General features: G+C 24.2%; 17 protein-coding genes. 3 read left to right on the forward strand and 14 right to left on the reverse strand.

What is annotated here, in order from left to right; all coding sequences use genetic code 11:
* Nucleotides 1–197: 197 nt before the first annotated feature.
* From ACZ5CK_RS10970 to ACZ5CK_RS10990, 5 genes are all read right to left on the reverse strand, one after another.
* On the reverse strand, nt 198–1727 hold the full coding sequence (locus ACZ5CK_RS10970; protein WP_464582997.1) for an AAA-like domain-containing protein: 1530 nt from the start codon (nt 1725–1727) through the stop codon (nt 198–200).
* Nucleotides 1728–1910: 183 nt separating this feature from the next.
* Entirely contained in the window at nt 1911–2177 is a 267-nt protein-coding gene (locus tag ACZ5CK_RS10975; protein WP_280996302.1) for a hypothetical protein, read from the reverse strand.
* A gap of 396 nt (nt 2178–2573) precedes the next feature.
* On the reverse strand, nt 2574–3941 hold the full coding sequence (locus tag ACZ5CK_RS10980) for a hypothetical protein (RefSeq protein WP_280996300.1): 1368 nt from the start codon (nt 3939–3941) through the stop codon (nt 2574–2576).
* Between the two features lies 1 nt (nt 3942).
* Nucleotides 3943–4752, reverse strand: coding sequence for a ParA family protein (locus tag ACZ5CK_RS10985; protein WP_464582998.1), 810 nt, complete (start codon nt 4750–4752; stop codon nt 3943–3945).
* A 312-nt stretch (nt 4753–5064) separates the two neighbouring features.
* Nucleotides 5065–5361: a BRO-N domain-containing protein gene (locus tag ACZ5CK_RS10990; protein WP_464582999.1), complete on the reverse strand. Its 297-nt coding sequence runs from the start codon at nt 5359–5361 to the stop codon at nt 5065–5067.
* A 567-nt stretch (nt 5362–5928) separates the two neighbouring features.
* Between ACZ5CK_RS10990 and ACZ5CK_RS10995 the strand changes: the two genes are divergently transcribed.
* On the forward strand, nt 5929–6780 hold the full coding sequence (locus ACZ5CK_RS10995) for a DUF4382 domain-containing protein (RefSeq protein ID WP_280996298.1): 852 nt from the start codon (nt 5929–5931) through the stop codon (nt 6778–6780).
* A 140-nt stretch (nt 6781–6920) separates the two neighbouring features.
* On the opposite strand, the gene ACZ5CK_RS11000 is transcribed toward ACZ5CK_RS10995, so the two are convergent.
* The 9 genes from ACZ5CK_RS11000 to ACZ5CK_RS11040 form a co-directional block, all read right to left on the reverse strand.
* The gene (locus ACZ5CK_RS11000; protein ID WP_280996296.1) at nt 6921–8225 is read right to left on the reverse strand and encodes a chemotaxis protein CheW; all 1305 of its coding nucleotides are present in this window, start codon (nt 8223–8225) and stop codon (nt 6921–6923) included.
* Between the two features lie 65 nt (nt 8226–8290).
* The gene (locus ACZ5CK_RS11005; RefSeq protein WP_280996294.1) at nt 8291–10078 is read right to left on the reverse strand and encodes an HD domain-containing phosphohydrolase; all 1788 of its coding nucleotides are present in this window, start codon (nt 10076–10078) and stop codon (nt 8291–8293) included.
* A gap of 63 nt (nt 10079–10141) precedes the next feature.
* Nucleotides 10142–12121 (reverse strand): methyl-accepting chemotaxis protein, encoded by a 1980-nt coding sequence (locus ACZ5CK_RS11010; protein ID WP_464583000.1) that lies wholly within the window; start codon nt 12119–12121, stop codon nt 10142–10144.
* A 229-nt stretch (nt 12122–12350) separates the two neighbouring features.
* Nucleotides 12351–13928, reverse strand: coding sequence for a methyl-accepting chemotaxis protein (locus ACZ5CK_RS11015; protein WP_464583001.1), 1578 nt, complete (start codon nt 13926–13928; stop codon nt 12351–12353).
* Between the two features lie 172 nt (nt 13929–14100).
* Nucleotides 14101–15708 (reverse strand): GGDEF domain-containing protein, encoded by a 1608-nt coding sequence (locus ACZ5CK_RS11020; RefSeq protein ID WP_464583002.1) that lies wholly within the window; start codon nt 15706–15708, stop codon nt 14101–14103.
* 263 nt (nt 15709–15971) lie between these two features.
* Complete coding sequence (locus tag ACZ5CK_RS11025; protein WP_280996287.1) at nt 15972–16229, reverse strand: helix-turn-helix domain-containing protein; 258 nt, start codon at nt 16227–16229, stop codon at nt 15972–15974.
* Entirely contained in the window at nt 16226–16903 is a 678-nt protein-coding gene (locus ACZ5CK_RS11030; protein WP_280996319.1) for a recombinase family protein, read from the reverse strand. The genes ACZ5CK_RS11025 and ACZ5CK_RS11030 overlap by 4 nt, the downstream gene beginning before the upstream one ends.
* Nucleotides 16904–18091: 1188 nt before the next feature.
* Entirely contained in the window at nt 18092–19105 is a 1014-nt protein-coding gene (locus tag ACZ5CK_RS11035; RefSeq protein WP_280996317.1) for a hypothetical protein, read from the reverse strand.
* A 594-nt stretch (nt 19106–19699) separates the two neighbouring features.
* On the reverse strand, nt 19700–20653 hold the full coding sequence (locus ACZ5CK_RS11040) for a DUF4268 domain-containing protein (protein ID WP_280996315.1): 954 nt from the start codon (nt 20651–20653) through the stop codon (nt 19700–19702).
* Nucleotides 20654–20720: 67 nt separating this feature from the next.
* Between ACZ5CK_RS11040 and ACZ5CK_RS11045 the strand changes: the two genes are divergently transcribed.
* Together ACZ5CK_RS11045 and ACZ5CK_RS11050 are read left to right on the forward strand one after the other, a co-directional pair.
* On the forward strand, nt 20721–20912 hold the full coding sequence (locus ACZ5CK_RS11045) for a hypothetical protein (RefSeq protein WP_464582996.1): 192 nt from the start codon (nt 20721–20723) through the stop codon (nt 20910–20912).
* A gap of 9 nt (nt 20913–20921) precedes the next feature.
* Entirely contained in the window at nt 20922–21140 is a 219-nt protein-coding gene (locus ACZ5CK_RS11050; RefSeq protein ID WP_280996320.1) for an HNH endonuclease, read from the forward strand.
* The last annotated feature ends 348 nt before the right edge of the window (nt 21141–21488 follow it).

The raw sequence follows: 21488 nt of genomic DNA on the forward strand, positions 1-21488 counted from the left end.
ATATTAACGTGTGTGAAGAATTTTTGATTAATAATCTCAACAATACTTTCTAAAGTTGTATGAATTTCATTTTTTATTTTATCAAAAAATTATACTTTTGCTCTCTGTTATAATCTGCCTCTCCCTTTTTGATTTTAATTTGGCATCATGTTAATATCTAATTTATCTGCTATCTGAACAATTTTTTCTGTATCCTTTTATCTAACTTTAGATGGACTTTCAAAATCTGTTTTTATAAACCATATATGAATTTTGATTCCATCTTTTTCTTCCATTATATATTCAAAATCTTCTATTGAATTAGAATATACTATTAACCATCCTTCTTTTAATCCTTTTCTTGTTACGTATTCAAATAATTGTTTTTTCGCTTTTTCATATTCATCTGTATCTATATTCGCTTTTACTTCTATTAAGTATTCTCTGTTATTTAAATTTATTAATAAATCTATCCTTCCTCCGCCGACCTGTGTTTCAGGATATACTTTTCCTTCTGCTGCTTCTACATATAAACTCAGAAATTGATCTAAATTGTATTGATATACTCCTTCATAGTAATTTCTTCCTTTAAACATTATTGCTCCTCTTTGTTTTATATATTTTGTATAGCGTTCTATTAGTTTATTTAAATCTAATATACCGTTATTATCTATATAATTTTTTATCGTTTCTCCAAATGGTTTCATTTTTTCTTTTTCTCCATTTATTTGCGGCTTAAATCTGTCATATAATGCTTTGTAATATAACGGTACTCTTACACAACATTTCCCTTCACAATTATCTATTACTCCATTTAAATATAGATAATTTATCCTTTCATCATATATATTAAATTCAACGCTTCCTGGTTCAAATAATATTTTCATTACCAATTCTTTTTCTTTTTTTGCTTTGTTTATTATATTAGCTATGTTTTTATCTATATATACATACATAAAATCATTTAATGTTTTTTCAAAATATTCTTTCGTTATTATCTTTTCACTCTTAGCTTTTTTCGCTACTAAATCATAGGCTAATGCATTGGTTAATCCGGGTTGTCCTCCTGCATTATGCCATATGAGTTCTTTTACTTCCTCTTCAAATATCTGCCCTGTTTCTTTTTCATGTTGATTCAATAAGTCATATACTTGTTCTTTAGTAAAATATGGCACTTCCATATGTTCTGCTATATTAAATGGGCTTGCATTATCCTCTAATATTCCACTTAAATATCCTACGCTTATTAGTATTACACTTCTTAATCCATATATTTCTCTGCTGTGATATATTGTTCTTATTACATGTAAAAATTGATTCATTATTCTTTCATCATCAAGCCTTTCAAATTCATCTATCATTAACACTATTTCTTTATTTTTTGTTGTATACAATTTTTCTATTGTATTTCTTATATCATCAATATTTTTTGGTGTTTTTTCAATTAATTTTTCTTCTTTATATATCTTTTTATATGATCTATTAATATCTTCTACTAATGTCTCAAGAAAATCTTTTTCATCTTTATTCATATAACTTTCAAAAGATATAAATATAGGTAAATATTTATCTTTTATCTTTTTCACTATTTCATTCAAAAATGTAGTCTTCCCTGTTTGTCTTGGTGCTGATACTGTAAAGTATCTCCAATTTTCTATATGATCAATCGCTTCTTTCATTAACTTTGTTCTTTCTACATAGTAACATGTTTTCTTATCAACAGGTCCACTTGTACAGAATCGTCTCATCATTTCGCCTCCATCTTGAGAATATTCTCATATATTCCTTGCCATAAACGCTAAAATTTGAGCCTGTATGCCCTTTGTTTTTGTTTTTATAACAAAACCTATTTATTGAAATTTTAATGCCCTTAAAACGGCTAATTTTGAAATTCTATATGCATTCATATATAAACATGATAGACATTTTTTTTAATTAGTTATAAGCATACCTAAGCAATATCCCTTTACAAATTTTTTAACAGCTTCATAATTTTCAATATTTAATGTAAGCGGATCAGGTATTCTAATATTGTATTTTGAAGAATAATCAATAAATAGATGAAATATTTTTTCTAATGCACCTTTTTTAAGTAAATAATTTAATTCTTTTGCAAATTTTAATCTAATAGAATAGTCTAATCTTACAGCTAACCCATAGGTATATCCTAATTTGTTTAAATTATAATCATCTATCACATTATCACCTGCAATTTGAACTTTAATAACAAAAATGATATAATTTAAGTAGATACTTAAAACATTCTATAAGTTTTATGTTATATTGTGAGCCTGCAATCGCAGGCATTTTTTATTGTTACATCATGTTAATTAAAATAAGATGATTTAAGGTGTCTGTTTTTATTAGATGAGTTTTTAATCAAAAAAGTTATTTTTAAACGAGTATGATAGCAAATATTAGCGTATGAGAAGGGTTTTATTCGGCTGGCTCTACAATATCAGCTAATTCTAATAGTAGCTTTAATGCTTTCGAATTTATTAAAAGTATAGTTGTTTTTACTATTTTCATATGATTATTAAAAACTTTAAATTTTACTTTTTTAAATAATGGGATTTATTTTTGCACACTCATTTTTAACGTTTATACTTTAAAAATTGATCTTCAATATAATGTTTATTTTCCAAAAAATCGAAAATCTTATTTTTTTCGTCAATAATGGTATTTAAAGTATTTTTCATATTTCTATAATCATCTAATTCATAAAATTCACTAATTAAATTCAAATAGTTATTGTTTTTAATATATTTAACTTCTTTAAATTTATTAAATATCTCCATCATATCATCTTTATGCTCAAATAAAAAGTCATGAATATCTTTTAGATTTAATTCTTTTATTTTAGATATAAATTTTAAGATGCTTGGAATTATTTCTTCTTCAAATTTTAAATTTAAAGCTTCATAATATCTATTTTTTACAGTTTTTAGAAAATATGCTTCAAAATTTTTTCCATTTAATTTTGCATATAGAATTGATTTTAAAAGAACTTCTTTATCTTGATTTTTTAATATGTTTATAGAAGTATCAATAAATATTTTATTTAATTCAAAGATATCTATTTTAAGGATTGATAAAATTAATGAATATTCTATAGCTTCATCATAATTTAATTTATCTAGTCTATTCTGTTGACCATTGTAGTAGTAGTTATTTTTATTATTTATAATAATATTATTACTACTACTACTCGTTCTACTCTGTTGACCACTGATTTTTTCTAATAAAATTCTCAAATCTATAACAGTTCCTATATTTAATTTTGTAATTCTTATTTCATCAATATTTTCTAATTCATTGTAAAAATTTGCTATTGATTGTCTAGATTTTTTAGTAATTTTTTGAATCTGTGAAATACTTGTTTCAAACTTTGGCGACATATAATGCGAAAACACCTGTAAAAAAAGTATTTTTGTTGCATAATTAACATTCCATTCTGATACTTCATTTATTAAATTCACAAAAATATCATTATTAATTTCTACTATTCTACTCTGTTGACTAGCATTAGTATTTTTTAAAACATCATCGTTTTTTTCTGTTCTACTCTGTTGACCATTATCGTTTTTTTCTGTTCTACTCTGTTGACCATTATCGTTTTTTTCTGTTCTACTCTGTTGACCATTATCGTTTTTTTCTGTTCTACTCTGTTGACTACTTTCATTTTGTTGACTAATTCTATTCTGTTGAACAGTTCTACTCTGTTGACCATAATTCTGTTGAACAGTTCTACTCTGTTGACCATAATTCTGTTGAACAGTTCTACTCTGTTGACCATAATTCTGTTGAACAGTTCTACTTTGTTGACCACTTTTATTCTGTTGAACAGTTCTACTCTGTTGACCATAATTCTGTTTGTTTTTTTCTAATTCTTCGATATTCGTTTTTACCGAATCACTACGATCTTCGTATAAAGTTTTTAATCCTTCATATTTTTTACTCATTTTATACGCCACCTTCTTGATTAACTATTTTTATAATATTTTTCATTAATTCAGCCATTTGTATATGGGCTTTTGAAGAAGTAGAAGCTACTTTAAACAAAGGTTCTTTCATATCTAATGCAGTTTGAAAATCAGCTTTTTTACCTAAAGGTGGATTTATAATATAATTTGAAAATTTTCTTTCAATTACATTTAAAATAATTGAATGTGTTTTATATCTTCTATCAAGCATATTTAATATTAAGCCACCCACTTTTAAATTTTTATTGAATTTTTGGGCAATTAAAATATTTTCAAACATTAAATCTAATCCTACTAATGAAAGTCTATCTGGTAATAATGGAATAAAAATATATTCAGCTACTTTTAATGCGTTTGCTGTAAATATATTAGTTGAAGGTGGATTATCGATTATGATATAATCATAGTTTTTTCCATATTCATCAATAAAATATTTTAATCTTGATGTTCTATCCATTATATTAATTGATGAATTTTCTACTTTAGCTAAAGTAAGTAAAGAAGGAACTATATCAATATTTTCAAATTTTGTTGGCATTATTAAACTTTTCCATCTTGGGATATCAATATCTTCTTCAAATAACATTGAAATATTTAAATCTTCTGTATAATTAAGTTGTTCATTGTCAAGAAAATTTTCACTAGTATTAGCTTGAGGATCTAAATCAATCACTAAAATTTTTTTGTTTTTTTTAGATTTTTGCAAGAAATTAATATATGTGGCCAAATTAAATACGATAAAAGTCTTTCCAACTCCACCTTTCATATTATTTATAGATATAACTTTCATATTTATCCCTCCTGTTTTTACATTTATTATATCAAAAATACCTATTAATTTCAAATAATATTACATATACTTTTAAAAATGTTATTATAAAGGATATATAAACTTTCTATTATTATAAATATAATAAACAAATAATAATAAAAAATATATCTTATGTCATTTATACACTAAAAAATATGATTATTAATAATATTATACGTATAGTAAAACAATAGTATGCTATTTTGCCTTTTTTAATATATAAACTTTATAATTATTTTAATGAATATATACTTCATATTTTCTAATAGTTGATAACATTTCAGAAGTTACTCAATGTTTAAACTTTTTATCTGTTGACAATTTCGATTTTAAAATAAGAGAATATAACCCATATTCGTTAATGGCAGTTAAACCTCTATTTGGAATTTCTAAGGTAGCGTTTTGCGACCTTTGCAAAACTTGCTTATCTTCGACATCTACGTGTTTTATTAGTATGTCTTTAGTATTTTTATATCCTAAAATATTCGTAACATCTTTTCCAACAAACCAAGGCTCATTATCTTTCATAATAACTCTAACATTACCAAGTTCTTCATTTTCAAATATCTTTAAAGCATAATCACTCATTATATCTCCATCTCTTTAATTAATTTATTTATAACATTGTTTTTAATCTTCAATATCATACTTATAAAATCTTCTAATTCATCAAATGTAAAATATTATAATTAAGATGAATCAAAAGCTATTTCATAATTTAAAATAGATAGATTCTAAAAATTCCAATATTTTTTTTGATAATAATAAAATCCAACTTCCGATAAGTATAGTTATAAGAAATTGGATAATTATGTGGATGTTTTAGTTTCAGAATTTAATATTATGCATATAATAAAAGCTTGGATAAGACTAGCTGCATCATTTTAACGTATTATAAATTACTTAAAATATTTTTTTGGTTAAATTTAAAACATATACAGTTTTTTGACAAGGAAAATATTCAATAATTAAAATTAAATATAATATTTATCAATAATTCATGAATAATATTATTCCAAATAAAAAAATGTTTGTGTTAAAATCCATCTAATGCTTATATAATCAATAATATAAAAAAAATATATATTTTGTTTTTTATAAAAAAATGGTATAATTAATATGTATATAAATCAAACAAGTTAAGGAGGGGATAATATGAGTAAAAAAAGAGTATTTTTTATATCACTTTTATTAATTATATTGTCTTTTAGTTTAGTAGGGTGTTTTTCAGCAAAAATTTCGGATAAAGATAGTTCTTTAAATGAAGATGCATCGTTAGAAGTATTATTAACAGATAATCCTATTAGTGATATAGACGCATTAAAGGTTTTCATTAAAGATATGTATTTTACCTATGATTTAAATGGGGAAAGTTATGAATCAACACCTGTTTTAGTAAATAAGGAATATGATGTTTTAAGTTTAGCTGGAACTGAAGTAAGTTTGTTTACTTTCAAAATACCAAAAGGTGCTGAATTGGGTACTATCCATATAAATGTAGAGCAAAATGCTACTGTGGTTATAAATAATACAGAGGAAAGTATAACAGTAGCTGCTAATGGAAAATTAGTTATACCAAATGTAGGAATTGATATAAATAATGATGGTGAATTAGTATTAGATTTTGATGTTGCAAGTTCTTTAAAAAGTATTGGTAATAGTTTTATGTTAATTCCGGTATTGAAACCATCATTTAGAGGAAAAAATGTTTCTGATGAATTTATTATAAAAGGGCAAATTTTAGATGTTTCTAATAACCCAGTTAGTAAGGCTGTAATTACATTATCCTCAACACCAACAGATGAATCAACGATTTTAAGAGTAACTTTATCAAACAAAAATGGGAAATTTTATTTAGGAAAGTATCCAAATGGTGAATATGATATCGACGTATATACAACAAATATAACTTTACCAATAGACTTTGATTCACTAGTTTCAGATTATTCTACAACAATAACTGTAAATAGCGAAAATGTAAATATAACTATTAATTTAGATCAATAATAAAGCCCAAAAAATAGTTTATTAAATATAGTCAAGATTATATTAAAAAATAAAACCCGCTTCTATAAATAAAATTAGAGGCGGGTTTTATTATTTTCATATACACAATACAATACACAAAATTTTTTATGGTCTCATTATCAAACAAAAAACTTATCAACATCAATAACAAAAATTAAATCATCTTTTCTATTAATAATATTTTTTAGATATTTAGTATTAGATGCATTTTCTAAAATCTCTTCAGGAACACTTTCTATTTCATGATTAAGAACATTCATTATTTCTTCTACCTTGTCTACAATCATTCCAAAATCTTTTTCTTTTCCTTTTACAATAACAACATTCTTTGAGTTATTTTTATTATAATAGAATTTTTCTTTTAAATCTATCAATGGAATAATTTCTCCTCTAATATTCACTACATCCTCAACATTATCTTTTTCTAATGTTGTAATTTCTCTAATTTTTTCTATCTCTATTGCATAATATTCTTCTAATAATTTAAATCTTAAGAATAATTTTGAATCTTCATGTAAAGAACGAGTTTCCCCTGTTTTATCTTCAATATTTTTACTTATTTCTATTCCTAATTCTCCGAATACTTTTTCTAAATCTAATAAAGAAACTATTTCAGAATCTAAATTAATGACCCCCATAACCTTTGAGTTTTTATTTGTAATCGGTAATTTGTTTATTTCATCTATGCTTACATTTACAATATTTCTCACTTCTTCTACATGTAATCCGAATTTTATTCCATATATTTCTATGATTATTAATTCTCTAAGATTTAAATTATCTTTTTGGAATAATTTATTTAAATCTATAATTTGAATAATTTCTCCTCTTAATGAAGTTACACCTTTTACAAAATCAGGCATATCTGGTATAGAGTATATTTCTGGATTTTTAACAATCTCTTTAACGTTTTCTACAGGAATAGCCATTATTTCATTACCTAATTTAAATTTAAGGATTTGTACTAAATTTTCATTTATTAATTCTTCGGGTTCAGTTGTATTATTATTCACATATATTTTTTTGCTACCTTCAAATAGCTTATCTATATTAATTACCTTATATAATAAATCTCTCTTTTTTATAACAGAAGAAAAATACTCAGATTCTTTTATATTTTCTATATTTGACTCATCATCGATATGCAGCATCTCTGCAGTATCATCAACAATTATACCCATTAAAATACCGTTATGAGTTAAAATAACTATTTTTGAATCTGGTGCAATATTATTACCAATATTCATTTTACTTTTTATATTCATTATCGGAATAGTTTTATCTCTCAAATTAATAATACCTATAATATAATTATCTGTACCTGGAATCTTTACAATATTTTCATATTTTATTATTTCTTGTACATTTTCCATTTGAATTGCATATTTATCTTTATTTAATACAATGGTTATATATTGTAGCATCATATCACCAACCTAACTCAATTTAAATTGGTTAACTATGTCAATCAAATCATTTAACAAAATATTTATTCATGATTTTTGCGTAAATTTTTATATGAATTATTTTCTTTAGAAATTTCAACTTTTGAATAAGAAAACTCATTATAAACAGATTTTATTTCATCAAGATTATCTAAAAAGATTTTTACTAAATCTGGATCAAAATGTTTTCCAGCACCTTCTTTTATGATTTTTATAGCATCATCAAAAGAAAAAGCGTTTTTATATGGTCTATCAGAAACAAGAGCGTCAAAAACATCAGCAATTGCAACTATTCTTGCAGCTAATGGTATTTTTTCACCTTTTAAATTACGTGGATATCCACTTCCATCCCATTTCTCATGATGTCCAGATATAATATCAAGAGCAATATCAAGAACATCCTTACTACCAGTAAGCATTTTTAATTTATTTGATATATTTAACATAATTTTTTCGCCAATTAATGGATGTCTTTTCATTATTTCAAACTCTGCATTAGTTAATCTTCCAGGTTTTAATAAAATATCATCAGGAATTCCAATTTTACCAATATCATGCAAAGGTGCATATAGATATACTTTTTGAGCAAAATCAAATTGTCCATTTTTTAAATTTTTAGCTATAATATGTGAATATAATGCAACTCTATTAGTATGATTTCCAGTTTCAAAATCTCTATTTTCAGTCATTTCTGCGAAAGAGTTAGAAATTATAGAAAATGTTTCTTGCATTACATACGTAAAGAAAATTTTACTATTAAGTATTTCAAAATATTTTCTGATTTTTTGCACAAAAAAATCATCGAATCTATTAATTTTTTTACTGTTTATAAATATAATACCAATCTGTTTATTACCAAATATTATTGGTAGAACTAAAGAAGATTTGTATCCTTTTTCAATTAGTCTTGATATAATATGATATTTTTTATATTTATTCCAATGTGATAAATCGTTAATTATTTTATAATTATATGAATGATAATATGATTTTCTTTTTGAATAATGTCTTTCACCATTTAAAGATATTTTAATGTTATCTTTAGATATTTCACCTAAAGTAATTAACTCATTTTTAAAATTAATATATGAAATCTCTATTCTATCAATATCATCATAATGCTTTGATAAGATATTAAATATGTTTTTCATTAGTGAATTAATATTAGTACTTTCAGGGATATTAATAAGTTCATGTTCTATTTCGATTTCTTTAAACATTTCATTTGTAAAATTATTTAGTTTATCAAATTCAACATATTGGAATAACTTTGATGAATAATCATGTGTTGGTTTATGAGAGTTTATTGTATTAATTGTTTTATTTTTAATTTCATCTATATTTTCGCCAATAAAATCCATATTTTTTGAAAAAATAAAAAAATCTAAAATTTCAAAAATAAAAATCAAAAACATAAACAACATTATTTCCATAAACGTAGAAAATTCTTTTTTCTGAATATTTAAGTTTATTTTTTTTATAATTTGATGCATAACAAGACTTAATTTTGATAATTTAGAATTTACATCTAACGATGAATCTTTACTAACATTTTTTAAAGATATAATCCATGAATTAATTTGTTCATTATTAAATTTTAATAATAGTAAATTCTTTTCTAATTCATTTAGATAAGTATCAAGAGATTCATTATTATACAATATCTCGCTTTTAATTCCATTTCCATTATCAATAATTTCCATTAATTTTTCTTCATTTTTTCTCAACGAATATATATCTTTAAATGAATAACCAATAAAAGCAAAATAAAGAATAAAAATTATTATAGTAATTATTTGAAAAATTTTAAAATTAGTTTTGAAGCTTTTCATTTTTTCAACTCCTAATATTGAAGCTTTATAATTTAATAAAGAGAAAAATCTCTTCTATTATTATTAAATTTTAAATTGTTTAATTAATTTATTTAGCTCTTCACTTAAATCTGATAATTCTTTTGATGCCTTTGCAACATTTTCGAAATCTTTATTTTGTTCTTCAATTTTGTCTTTAAACTTAATAACATCACTAGAAACACTTAAAACTGCTTTATTAGCTGTATCAGTTGCCGCTGCTATTTCTTCTGTTGACGCTGTTTGTTCTTCAGCCGAAGCTGCTGTGTTATCAATCATCATAGATATTTGTTCAATTTTTTTAGTAATACTTTCAAATTGTTCTGCAATTTGAAATACCATTTTATTTGTTTCACTAATACTATTAACAACATTTTGAGTTTCCTTATCAACATCATTTGCACTTTCCTGAATTTTACCTAAAATTACAGCAATTTCTTCAGTAGCTTTTTTACTTTCTTCAGCTAACTTTCTTATTTCATCTGCAACTACTGCAAATCCTTTTCCAGCTTCACCAGCTCTTGCTGCTTCTATTGCGGCATTTAATGCTAATAAATTTGTTTGTTCAGTAATTGAATTTATCGTTTCAACTATTTCTTGAATATTTGCTGTTTCATTAGCCAATGACTTTACTGTTTTTGCATTTTCTTTTGCTTTTTCATTTACATCATTTATTTTTGCTTTAACCTCTTCAACATTTTTTGTACCTTCTTGAGCTAATTTAGAAGCTTCTGTTGTTTGTTCCATAACTTCTTGAGTGGACTTAGAAACACTTTGTGCTGCTGCAGCTATTTCTTCTACTCCTGCTGTTGTTTCTTCTAATGATGATGAAGCATCTTGTATTTTTTCATTAATTTCTTCTATATCAGAAAAGACATTATTATTTGCTTTTACATTTTTATCAATAGCAGAAGATACTTCTGTTGATGTTTGAATCAATGTTTCTGATGAATCTTTTACTTTTTTAACAAGTAAAGCAAGAGATTGTATAGTTTTAGTCATCATTTGAGCCAGCTTTCCTAATTCATTTTTAGAATTTAATTCAATTTCAACATTCAATTCTCCATTTCCAACTTTTTCCATTTCCTGAGTCATCTTTGAAATTGGTTTTACAATACTATTATTGACAAACATTATTCCGATTATAAATGCGATAATTATGATAATTCCAGAAATTATTATGTAGATATATGAATCTTTCCATACAGCATTTTGAATAACATCTTCAGGTATTGCAGTATATACTGTCCAACCTAATTCTGGTATTTTATAATAAAAAGCCAGTTTAGTAACATTATCGTACGTATATTTAATTACACCACTTTGTGAAGTTGCTTTAGTAAAAAATTCTCTAGAACTAACATCAACTCCCCATTTACTAGGATCTTCATGAATTAAAGCTATACCTCTTTCATTTATAATATAGACAACTTCTTCTTCAAAAGCCTGTTCGCCTAAAAATGAATCAACTAAATTTTTTATTGACAAATCAATTGCTAAAACACCAATAATGTTTCCGTAATTATCAGTAACAGTTTTTGACACTGTTATATATTTCTTGCCACTCAACATATCATCATATGGGTCTGAAACAATAACCTTTCCAGGTTTATTCATAGCTGTTTTATACCATGGCCTTACTGTAGGATTATAATTTGGTGGTAAATCTATATCAGGTTTTAGTAAAATTGTTTTATCTTTTAAACCCAAAGATATAGTCTCAAAATCATTAAAACTTTTTATAATATTTTCAAAATTTTTAAGTATAACATAGTTTTCATTTTTATTACTTAAAGCACTTTTTATATTTCCATCGTCTGATAACATATTCATTACACTAATTATAGGCTTAAAATAAGTTTTTAATATTTCCGCACGTTTTTTTGTAGCAATTTTCAAATCATCTGTGATGTTATTATAAGTATTGCTATAATTTTGATACGTACTTATAACAGTAAAAATAACCATAGGAACTAAAGAAATTAAAATAATAATCCATATCATTTGACTCCTTAAACTTTTCATATATCCTTCCCCCTTATGTTTTTGTATTTTTATATTTTAATGTAAAATAAAAACATAAATTGACACATATGCATATGTATATTATTTATATATGTAATTATTATAATACTTAAATGTTTTTAAAAATATTCAAAGTTTTATAAAAAGTAACATTTTTCTAAATCTTTAATGAATGTATTATTAAAGTATATTATAATTTTAATAAATCTAATCAGAAAATTTTATCAAACTAAACAGTAAAATAATTGATTTTAGCTTGTAGTTCTTGGGATAATGCTGATAAATTTTGAGAAGACGCGTTTACCTCTTCTAATGATGCATTTACTTCTTGTATAGTTCCAAACATTTGTGTAACGCTTTGAGATGCTGTTTGTATTAATTCATTTAACTTAGCCGTTGCTGCAGCCATCTCTTCTGCTGTAGCACCTTGCTCTTCTGTTGAAGCACTGATGTTTTGTATCATTTCTTGTATGTCTTCCATTGCTTCGTTTAGTATTTCAAATGATTTATTTATATTTTTAATTGTGTTTTCTAATTCATCTACAGCTTCATCTGTATCATTAACATCTTGAACTGATTCATTTACTTCGCTTATAAGATTTGTAAGTATATTACCAATTTCATCTGTTGATGCTCTGCTTTGTTCAGCTAATTTTCTTATTTCATCTGCAACTACAGCAAATCCTTTTCCAGCATCACCCGCTCTTGCTGCTTCTATTGCAGCATTTAATGCTAATAAATTTGTTTGTTCTGTTATTGAATTTATAGTTATAATTATTTCATTAATATCATCTGTAAATTGAGATAATTTATTAAGAGAATTTTTTGTCTTTTCACTCTTTTCTTTTACTGTAATAACTTTTGTAAGAGATGTATGAATATCTTTTTTATTATTTTCAATTAATTCTATAGAATTCTCACTTTTTTCTAGTAAATTTACTGCTGTTTTAGAGTTCTCATCAGCTGAAGCAGCTAATTCTTCAATACTTGCTGTTAATTCTTCTAATGATGCTGCATTTTCAGTAGTTTCCCTATTTATTTTATCTATTACAGAATTTACTGCGTTTAAATTATTTGAAACCTCATTTGCTCCTACAGCTAATTCTTCGCTTGCTGCTGCTGAATCAGCTGAAGCATTTGTTATAGTTGTGATAATATCTAAAAGTTTTATTCTTAAATTTTCTAAAGCTTTTGCAGCCTGACCGAGCTCATCTTTTGATTTTATATCATCCATTTTAATATTTAAGTTGCCATTACCTAAATCGGATAATGTTTTAATTATTTTCTTTATTGGTCTTGTTAAACTTCTTGAGAATAGTAATGAAATGATAATTGAAACAACAATAGAGAATCCCAAAATAGTAAGAACAGTTATATAAATCATTTTGTGCTTTTTATTTATGGTATCTTCTAATTCGTTTAATGCTGTATCAAAACCTTGTCTGATTTCTAAAGATAAATTATTATCATATTTTCCATTTTCTAATTGATTAATAAACTCATTAAAATCATTCCTTAATTTATCTACAATTTCTTCTGATGAAAGTGTCTTAAGTTCAATTTCAATAGAACCATATGTATTTTTAAGCTTACTCAAAATAGAAGATATATTTTCTCCTTTATCAATATTATCTTTAATACTAAAATCTAACTCGTTAAACATATTAATGTAATTTGCAAAATTTTCTAAACTTTTAGTATAATTCATAGTCTCTTTGGTACCCATAACACTGACAATTCCAATGATAACAATTAACATAACCAAAATTGATGAAAATAAGATCATCTTACTAAATATACTTTTCACTGAACTCCCCCCTTTTTCATTTTTAAAAATAAACAATCAAATGTACTTTTATATTATAAAAGTACATATTAAAACAAATTATAAAATTTATATATAATATACATATATTAATATGATATTATTGTTCCTACCAAAGAAATAAATACGTATATAATAAATTAAAAATAATTTTTTACTGTTCTTTTTCTCTATGTAGATTAAAATCAAAATTATTTTGTTGCTTTACTTTTCTTTTCATTTCATACATTAATTTATCAGCATTTATAAGAGTTTTATCAAAATCTGATATGAAAGGCGATATTCCATATGAAAAATCAGGTCTTATATTATGTGAGAATTTAAATTTCTCTCGGGAAATTTTCATTATTTCTTCTGCTTTTTCTACAGGGCATCCTTTTAATATTAATAAAAATTCATCTCCACCCATTCTAATTATATAATCAGACTTTCTTAAATTAGTTTTTAAAACATTAACTAGAGTTTTAAGTATATCATCGCCAACATCATGACCATAATTATCATTGATTTCCTTAAAATTATTTAAATCAATAAATACTATTGAATCATCTTTTGTTATTCGTATTTCTGAAAGAAAACCTCTAGTATAAGCACCCGTTAAAGGATCTATCATAATTTTCTTGTGAGCTAAAGAAAGTTTATTTATCAAATTATTATATCTATTTTTAATTTTATTAATTATTCCAAAAAATAATACAACAATCCCATATGGTGAAATTATTTTTTCATTAAATAAAAATATTAGTATTAATGAATCATATAATATAGCTAAAGAAGTAAATAATATGAATAATCCTTGAATTGGTAAGTTATTTTTAATAGTTAGTATTGATAAATATAATACATTAATAAATAGCAAAATTGATATTTTTCTTATAAAGAGTTCGAAAATATAAAAATTTGGTGTTAATAATAAAGCTAAAGCACCGATAATATTTATCCAAAACATCATCTTTTTAATTTTATTATTTTTAGTAATAAGTTCTCTGGAAGTAGCACAAATGAAGAAAGCAAAAGATAGATAAGAAGATGAAACAAATATTTTTCTCATTATAAACATTGTTGTATAACTCCCCATTGTTTGAAAAGGAACTAAATCAAACATCCATATTGCTGCAAACAATGCTGATAATGAATAGCAAATATTTATATTGTTAAGATTTTCATTTAAATTTTTCCATAATAATGAGGTAAAAAGACTTAATATTAATATAATTCCAATACCAGAATATAAAAATACACCTGTAAGAAAATAAAGAATAATATATTTTGATTTTTCATTTTCAGATATAATAGTTGGAACAATATCTATTCCTATATTGTAAACACCTGAAAGTTCTATTTTTATTTCATTAGTATCACTTGGAAGTTGAAATAAAAAGGGTTGATACCAAAAATTGCCACTACGACTTTTGGAAAATCCATAACTTCCAATTAATCTTCCATTAGAATAAACTGCAAGATAAGAACCATCTATTTGAGGTAAATAAAGATAATAAACATTATTTTTTAGATTAAAATTTTTAATTTTAGCAATAAATATAGCTGTATCTGGACTTTTTAATATTTTATAGTAAGGAACTGTAATTTGTTCAATCTTTGTATTTCCTTTAATATTATGTATCATTGTCAAATTATTAATTTTGTATCCTTTTGCAGATACTGCATATTTCATAGCCATTATTAATAATATGAAGAATAATATAACCATTAAATAATAAAGAATTATAAAATTATATTTAGATAAATTTTTTATCCACATATTTAATTCTCCACTAACTTTATATTTTGAAAATAAAATACATATATATTATATATATATGTATTTTTGTATTTTATATATATTTTAATATTTTTTTGATTTTTTTAAGTGCACATAATGTTATGTTAACGTTATATTTTTTTTAAGATTTAGATAGATATAATATTTATTTTATATAATAGTTATATTCTTAGATAAAAATTAATAATATAACTTCTTCAATAATTCCAATTATTGGTATTCTTTATATTTGATTTTTTAAATTAATCCAACCCTTCATTTTTCAATCTAATAAATTCTTTTTTCGGTATCCTCCACTGTCTTCCAAACTTTATGGCTTTTATTTTCCCAATTTTTATATACCTTTGTACAGTTCTCCAATTGATTCCGAATAAATTAGCAATATCTTCAATTGAATAAAATTCTTTTTCCGTTATTTGTTGCTGTATATGTTGTAATAATTTAAATTTCTCTTCTTTTGATAATGAATCTACTATTTTCAATAATTCATCAAAATTCATCTTAATGCCAACTCCCTTTGAATAATTCTCTTAACTTGCATATGTGTAAAATTCTTGCCTTTTTTAGTTTTTAAACCTTTGTTATTTAATAGATTAGCTATTTTTTTATAACCATATCCCTTATTTCTAAGCCTTTTAATGTAACTTATAACCTTTTGCTCATTGTCATTTGAAACTAATTTACCATTTAGAATATCATATCCAAATGGAATATCGCCACCAGTCTTTTCTCCACGATCCCGTTTAGCTTTAAGTGCATCCTTTGTCCTTTCAACAATAGTTTCTCTTTCCCATTGAGCAACAGAAACTAATACATTCAATACTAAACGTCCAGAAGCTGTTCTAGTATCAACATTTTCGCTTACTGAAAATAACTCATGATTTTTAAATACTTTATTCAATAAAAAACCCATATCAGAAACAGACCTTGTTAATCTATCTAATTTTGCAACGACAATACCATCAACCATATCTTCATTAATCATATGTATAACTTTATTTAATCCATCTCTTTTTAATGTTTTACCTGATACGCCATCATCAACGATGATATCAATTAATTCTAAATCATATAACTCGCAATATGACATAATCTTTTTTATTTGAGCTTCTTTACCCAATCCACTTTTAGCTTGTTCTTCTGTACTTACCCTTACATATCCAACAACTTTCATAATGAATCCCCCTTAAATCATATATATATTCATATAATATCATAATTTGTCATATTATGTCAAGTTAATTCATATAAAAAACAATATTAATTAAAGTCACAAGTTCTAGAAACTGTACTATAGAATGCATAAATAAACGCATAAAATACAAAAAAGGTAACACTTCGCCCGAAGCGTTACCTTTTAGCCAATAAAATATATATCCTACGATATATTTAATATACATTTCAGAGATTACGTTTTACTTTATTAATTATACATCATGATCATAATTATTCTCTTGTAACTAATGAAATACCTATTAATTCTAATATACCTAATCCTAATAATGCTAAATATGGTGAAATCAAATTAGTATTTTTAGTATTAATATTGCATAATGTCCATAAACACCTGTGGATTTTTAAAAATTTTCAATGATTTTACGATAATCATTATTATTGAATTTTTCCTACTTTTCGTAATATATTCTTAAAACGATATAGCTTCTTTAAGCTCATTAAAATAAAATACATGATTAAATAATTAGATATCTGAATTACATCCTCTTAAAACGCTTAATTTTAGAAGCTAAAAACTTTATTATTAGCTGATTATAGAGTTTAAGTGAAAATAAAATAATTAAACATTTTATCAGTTATTATCAATATTTACTAGATGCTTTGAGATCCATTATTTTTTCGTAAGTATTGAAATATATTTATATTTTTCAATACTTACTAATATCTTTATTCTGCTATAATAAATTTCATTTTTTATAGCTACATAATTTTTTATTGCATTGTACGCTAATATTTTGAGCTATAAGACTCCTTAAAATCTATCTCTAATCTTTTTACTTAAAATAAAAATAGATAGCCTTAAAAAGGCTATCTCAATAAAAACTTAAATTTTATTAGTAATGTACTAAATAAATATGCACAAAAACAAGACGAAACATAAAGTTCTTTGTATGTGCTATACATAAAATTTATTAGGATAGAGTATGCACAACACGGTGGGGCTAAAATCTCAACTCCCTTCTCTATATATGCTAATATAGGTATATTGTGTCAAATACTCATTGATTAAAAAATATCTAATTTTTATATACTTTATATATAATATTATACCTCGATTACTTCGCTTCTCTGTTTTGCTTATATACTTTTGCTTTCTTAATCACTATAATCCTTTACTATACTGCTTTTACTCACTTTCTTCCATTAATACTACTATTTCTCGTTCTCTAGGAATCTTAGTCGCCTTTAATTTAACATTACCATTACTTTTTTCTTCCGCATATACCTCGATTCTATATTTACTAAATATATCTTCTCTATCAGTATAAACATAGTTTGCAGGATTATCACGTATTAATTCATTTAATAACGGTAAAACACTTTCAAGCTTTTGTATATAAAAATACTTAGTTCCATCTATACCTAATTCTTCAATCTTGCTAAGAATTTTTTCATACCGTGCATTGAAATAACCTGAATACTTGATATTAGATTCTTGTGTTCTTATATTAAATATTTCAGCATTTATATTAATCGCTACATTGTTGTAATAAATAGATAAATACCTTCCATAATTTTCCAAGGTTAAATACTTTCTATCATTGGAATACCTTATTAACTCTAGTATTGTAGATATTTGATGATAATGATAATCAAGATCAATTATGGATAATATTTCTTTGTTTTTAAAATGCTTAGTGTTATACGCGTATCTTAACATACCTTCTATATTTGCATCGTCTCCAAATAAATCACTTAAGTAACGTAAGACTTCATCTCTTTGAGATTCAAATGTATCTATAGTCTCTCCTATATTGTTTTTGGAATAGTTAGCAATTTTATGCATTTGATCAAATATGCTTTCTTGTGTTTCTTCTACTTCACGAATATCACCTGTCTTTTTTATTTTATCTATAAACAATACAGGTAATTCTTTACTTGCTGCTACGATAATATGTGCATGATAGTATAATTCATTATTCTCATTTAAAATTCCTTTTGCAGAAGTCATTTTAATATCCATTGATTCTTTAGTTTTTACTTTATAAAACGCATTATATATTTTACGCATCGTTTTTTTATTATCTAATATAACAGTAATATAATAGAACTTATAACCTTTTGATAAATAATAAATCACTCCAGACATTACTTCGTTTTTAGAATCTGCTAATTTTTTAGCTTTAGTTCTTTTGGGCATAATAATATCCTCCTATATAGTTTATTTTTTTGTTCTATTATAATTATACAATTGAGGGTTGATCATAAACGGTGATTCTTTATAATCTATCTCTTTTGCGATGGATATTTTATATAAATAAAAAAGGATAAGTATTATAACTTCGCTTATCCTCTTTATAACTAGGTTCTATAATAAATATTGTTTGTTAGAAACAATAGATAAGATTCAAGTATTGACGATATATCATAATTTTATAGATATAATATACTTTTTCTAAATGCTCTAAACTTCCTGAGGTTAATTTAGCTCTTAACTTACTTATATAAATTCCCCTTAATTTATTATTTTCATTTTAATTCTAATTTTAATACATTGACTTTGTTATAAATGAGGTTTTTAGAATTATAAATAACAAAAAACGGCACTTACCAAACGGTAAATGCCGTTTTAGTATTGAATGTAAAGTAGTTATTTGAATTTTAATTATTTATTATAGCATAAAATTTAAGCAAAGTTTCTTTTATAAAGGTTTTAAGTAATCACCGCGAACATGCTAATTCTAATCAGAAAGAAATTGTTAAAAATAAATCAGTTAGATGTAATAATATAGAATTATTCTTCGATATTTTTATTCCTTACTTTTTTTAATTCTGGTACGTATTTTTTTATTATTTTTCTAAATCTGATCATAAAATCTATCATTTGATCTTGTAATTCTTCCCAATGTTCCTCATCTTTTAATCCCCATTTTTCAAATTTTTTTCTTATTCTAGATGCTCTATTTTCATCCATTCTTTCCCATTCAAGTTTATCTTCAAGTACTTTCTCAATCATATCTTTTTTTGAGAATAAATAATCAAAATATTTTTTATTAATCTCTTCAGAACCTTTTCCACCATCAATATATAATTCAACTGATCCCCAATCATAGTTAATAAGATATTGTAATCTTAACCCAGATAATCCAACTCCTGTAGAGATCCAATTATCTTTGCTCGGTGAAATTCTTGAAAATAAATCGGTTTTCTTTTTGCTTCTTTCTAATAGTTTTTGCCAAAAATCTAATCTTTTTATATGACGTTTTGACAATTCTATTTTTTTAGATCCAATATCTTTTGATTCTTCACTCGGTCCTACTATTATATAAAATAATGGTGCTGGTTCAGAGTTTCCTATTTTTACAGCTTCTAATTTTAACAAATAAAAATCTATTGGTGTTGATTCATTTAACCAAGATATTGCTGTTATATGTGCATTTCTTGGTTCGGATGTTATCCAAATTGCCTTTTTAGCATCTATGTTTGTAGCATAGGTAATGAGCTTTCCAAGATGATCGTGATCTGTTTTTTCTAATTGGTTTTCAATAACAACAAGATTCCCATCACTATCTTCTGCTAATATATCTACATTAAATGTTCCAACAGCTTTTTCTGTCTCAATTAATGAAAGAGATATACCTAATGTTTCTGCTAATACATCTAGGTTTTCAGCAAGCCAGTTTGTAAAATCATATGCTTCGTTTTTCCAGATATCCCTTAAATTAACTCTTTCAATTTTTCCAATCATAGAGTCACCCCATCCTTAATTTTATTGTTAATTATTTATAGAATACAAATAAATGGAGGTAAATATTATGGATAAAGAAATTGAGCTATTAAATAATGATGAAATATTTAAACGATACAACAATGATTTATTTGTTTCAAATTTTGGAAGAGTCTATAATTGCCGTTTAGGAAGATTTTTAAGTTTAATTATAAGAAATGATGGATATGTTGCTATCTCTCATTATGGAAAACATATTTACGTCCATAGATTAGTTTAGGAAACTTTTATTCCAAATGACGATTCAGAAAATAAAAAATATGTAAATCATAAAGATTTTAATAGGGGTAATAATCATGTAGATAATTTGGAATGGGTTAGTGCTAGAGAAAATATTTTACATAGATTTACCCATAGTAATAAAGCTAATAAAAATAAAAATGTTGAATTTGCAAAATATGATGTGAATGGGAATTTTGTTTGTAAATATAAAACTATAAAAGAATAGTAGATTAATAATAAAGTTTCAAAAACCTAGATTTATAATTAGATTATAGGAAAAACTCATACATAGTAGGGATATGTTTGGCGTAAAGTAGATCCATCTAATTTTTCTAAAAAGATTGAAGTTGAAAATATTAATTTTAAGTATAGAGATGGAATTGCCATAGTATAGTGGTATGATAAAAACTATTATGAGTTTCCTTCTATTAATAGCTAGTAGAGATATTTTAATATTCAATCAAGTACAATTTTTAAAATATTGAAAGGACTAAAAGAAAATTATAACGGTATATTTTTTAAATATAAATAATTATAAGATTAGTTATATTGAGACCATAAAAAATTTTGTGCA

The sequence above is a fragment of the Marinitoga okinawensis genome (genome assembly GCF_055387075.1).

Bases quoted from the DNA above. Each gene is read 5' to 3' on its own strand.
- ACZ5CK_RS10970 (WP_464582997.1), bottom strand. From the start codon at position 1,727: ATGAGACGATTCTGTACAAGTGGACCTGTTGATAAGAAAACATGTTAC.
- ACZ5CK_RS10980 (WP_280996300.1), bottom strand. From the start codon at position 3,941: ATGAGTAAAAAATATGAAGGATTAAAAACTTTATACGAAGATCGTAGT.
- ACZ5CK_RS10985 (WP_464582998.1), bottom strand. From the start codon at position 4,752: ATGAAAGTTATATCTATAAATAATATGAAAGGTGGAGTTGGAAAGACT.
- ACZ5CK_RS10990 (WP_464582999.1), bottom strand. From the start codon at position 5,361: ATGAGTGATTATGCTTTAAAGATATTTGAAAATGAAGAACTTGGTAAT.
- ACZ5CK_RS10995 (WP_280996298.1), top strand. From the start codon at position 5,929: ATGAGTAAAAAAAGAGTATTTTTTATATCACTTTTATTAATTATATTG.
- ACZ5CK_RS11000 (WP_280996296.1), bottom strand. From the start codon at position 8,225: ATGCTACAATATATAACCATTGTATTAAATAAAGATAAATATGCAATT.
- ACZ5CK_RS11005 (WP_280996294.1), bottom strand. From the start codon at position 10,078: ATGAAAAGCTTCAAAACTAATTTTAAAATTTTTCAAATAATTACTATA.
- ACZ5CK_RS11010 (WP_464583000.1), bottom strand. From the start codon at position 12,121: ATGAAAAGTTTAAGGAGTCAAATGATATGGATTATTATTTTAATTTCT.
- ACZ5CK_RS11020 (WP_464583002.1), bottom strand. From the start codon at position 15,708: ATGTGGATAAAAAATTTATCTAAATATAATTTTATAATTCTTTATTAT.
- ACZ5CK_RS11025 (WP_280996287.1), bottom strand. From the start codon at position 16,229: ATGAATTTTGATGAATTATTGAAAATAGTAGATTCATTATCAAAAGAA.
- ACZ5CK_RS11030 (WP_280996319.1), bottom strand. From the start codon at position 16,903: ATGAAAGTTGTTGGATATGTAAGGGTAAGTACAGAAGAACAAGCTAAA.
- ACZ5CK_RS11035 (WP_280996317.1), bottom strand. From the start codon at position 19,105: ATGCCCAAAAGAACTAAAGCTAAAAAATTAGCAGATTCTAAAAACGAA.
- ACZ5CK_RS11040 (WP_280996315.1), bottom strand. From the start codon at position 20,653: ATGATTGGAAAAATTGAAAGAGTTAATTTAAGGGATATCTGGAAAAAC.
- ACZ5CK_RS11045 (WP_464582996.1), top strand. From the start codon at position 20,721: ATGGATAAAGAAATTGAGCTATTAAATAATGATGAAATATTTAAACGA.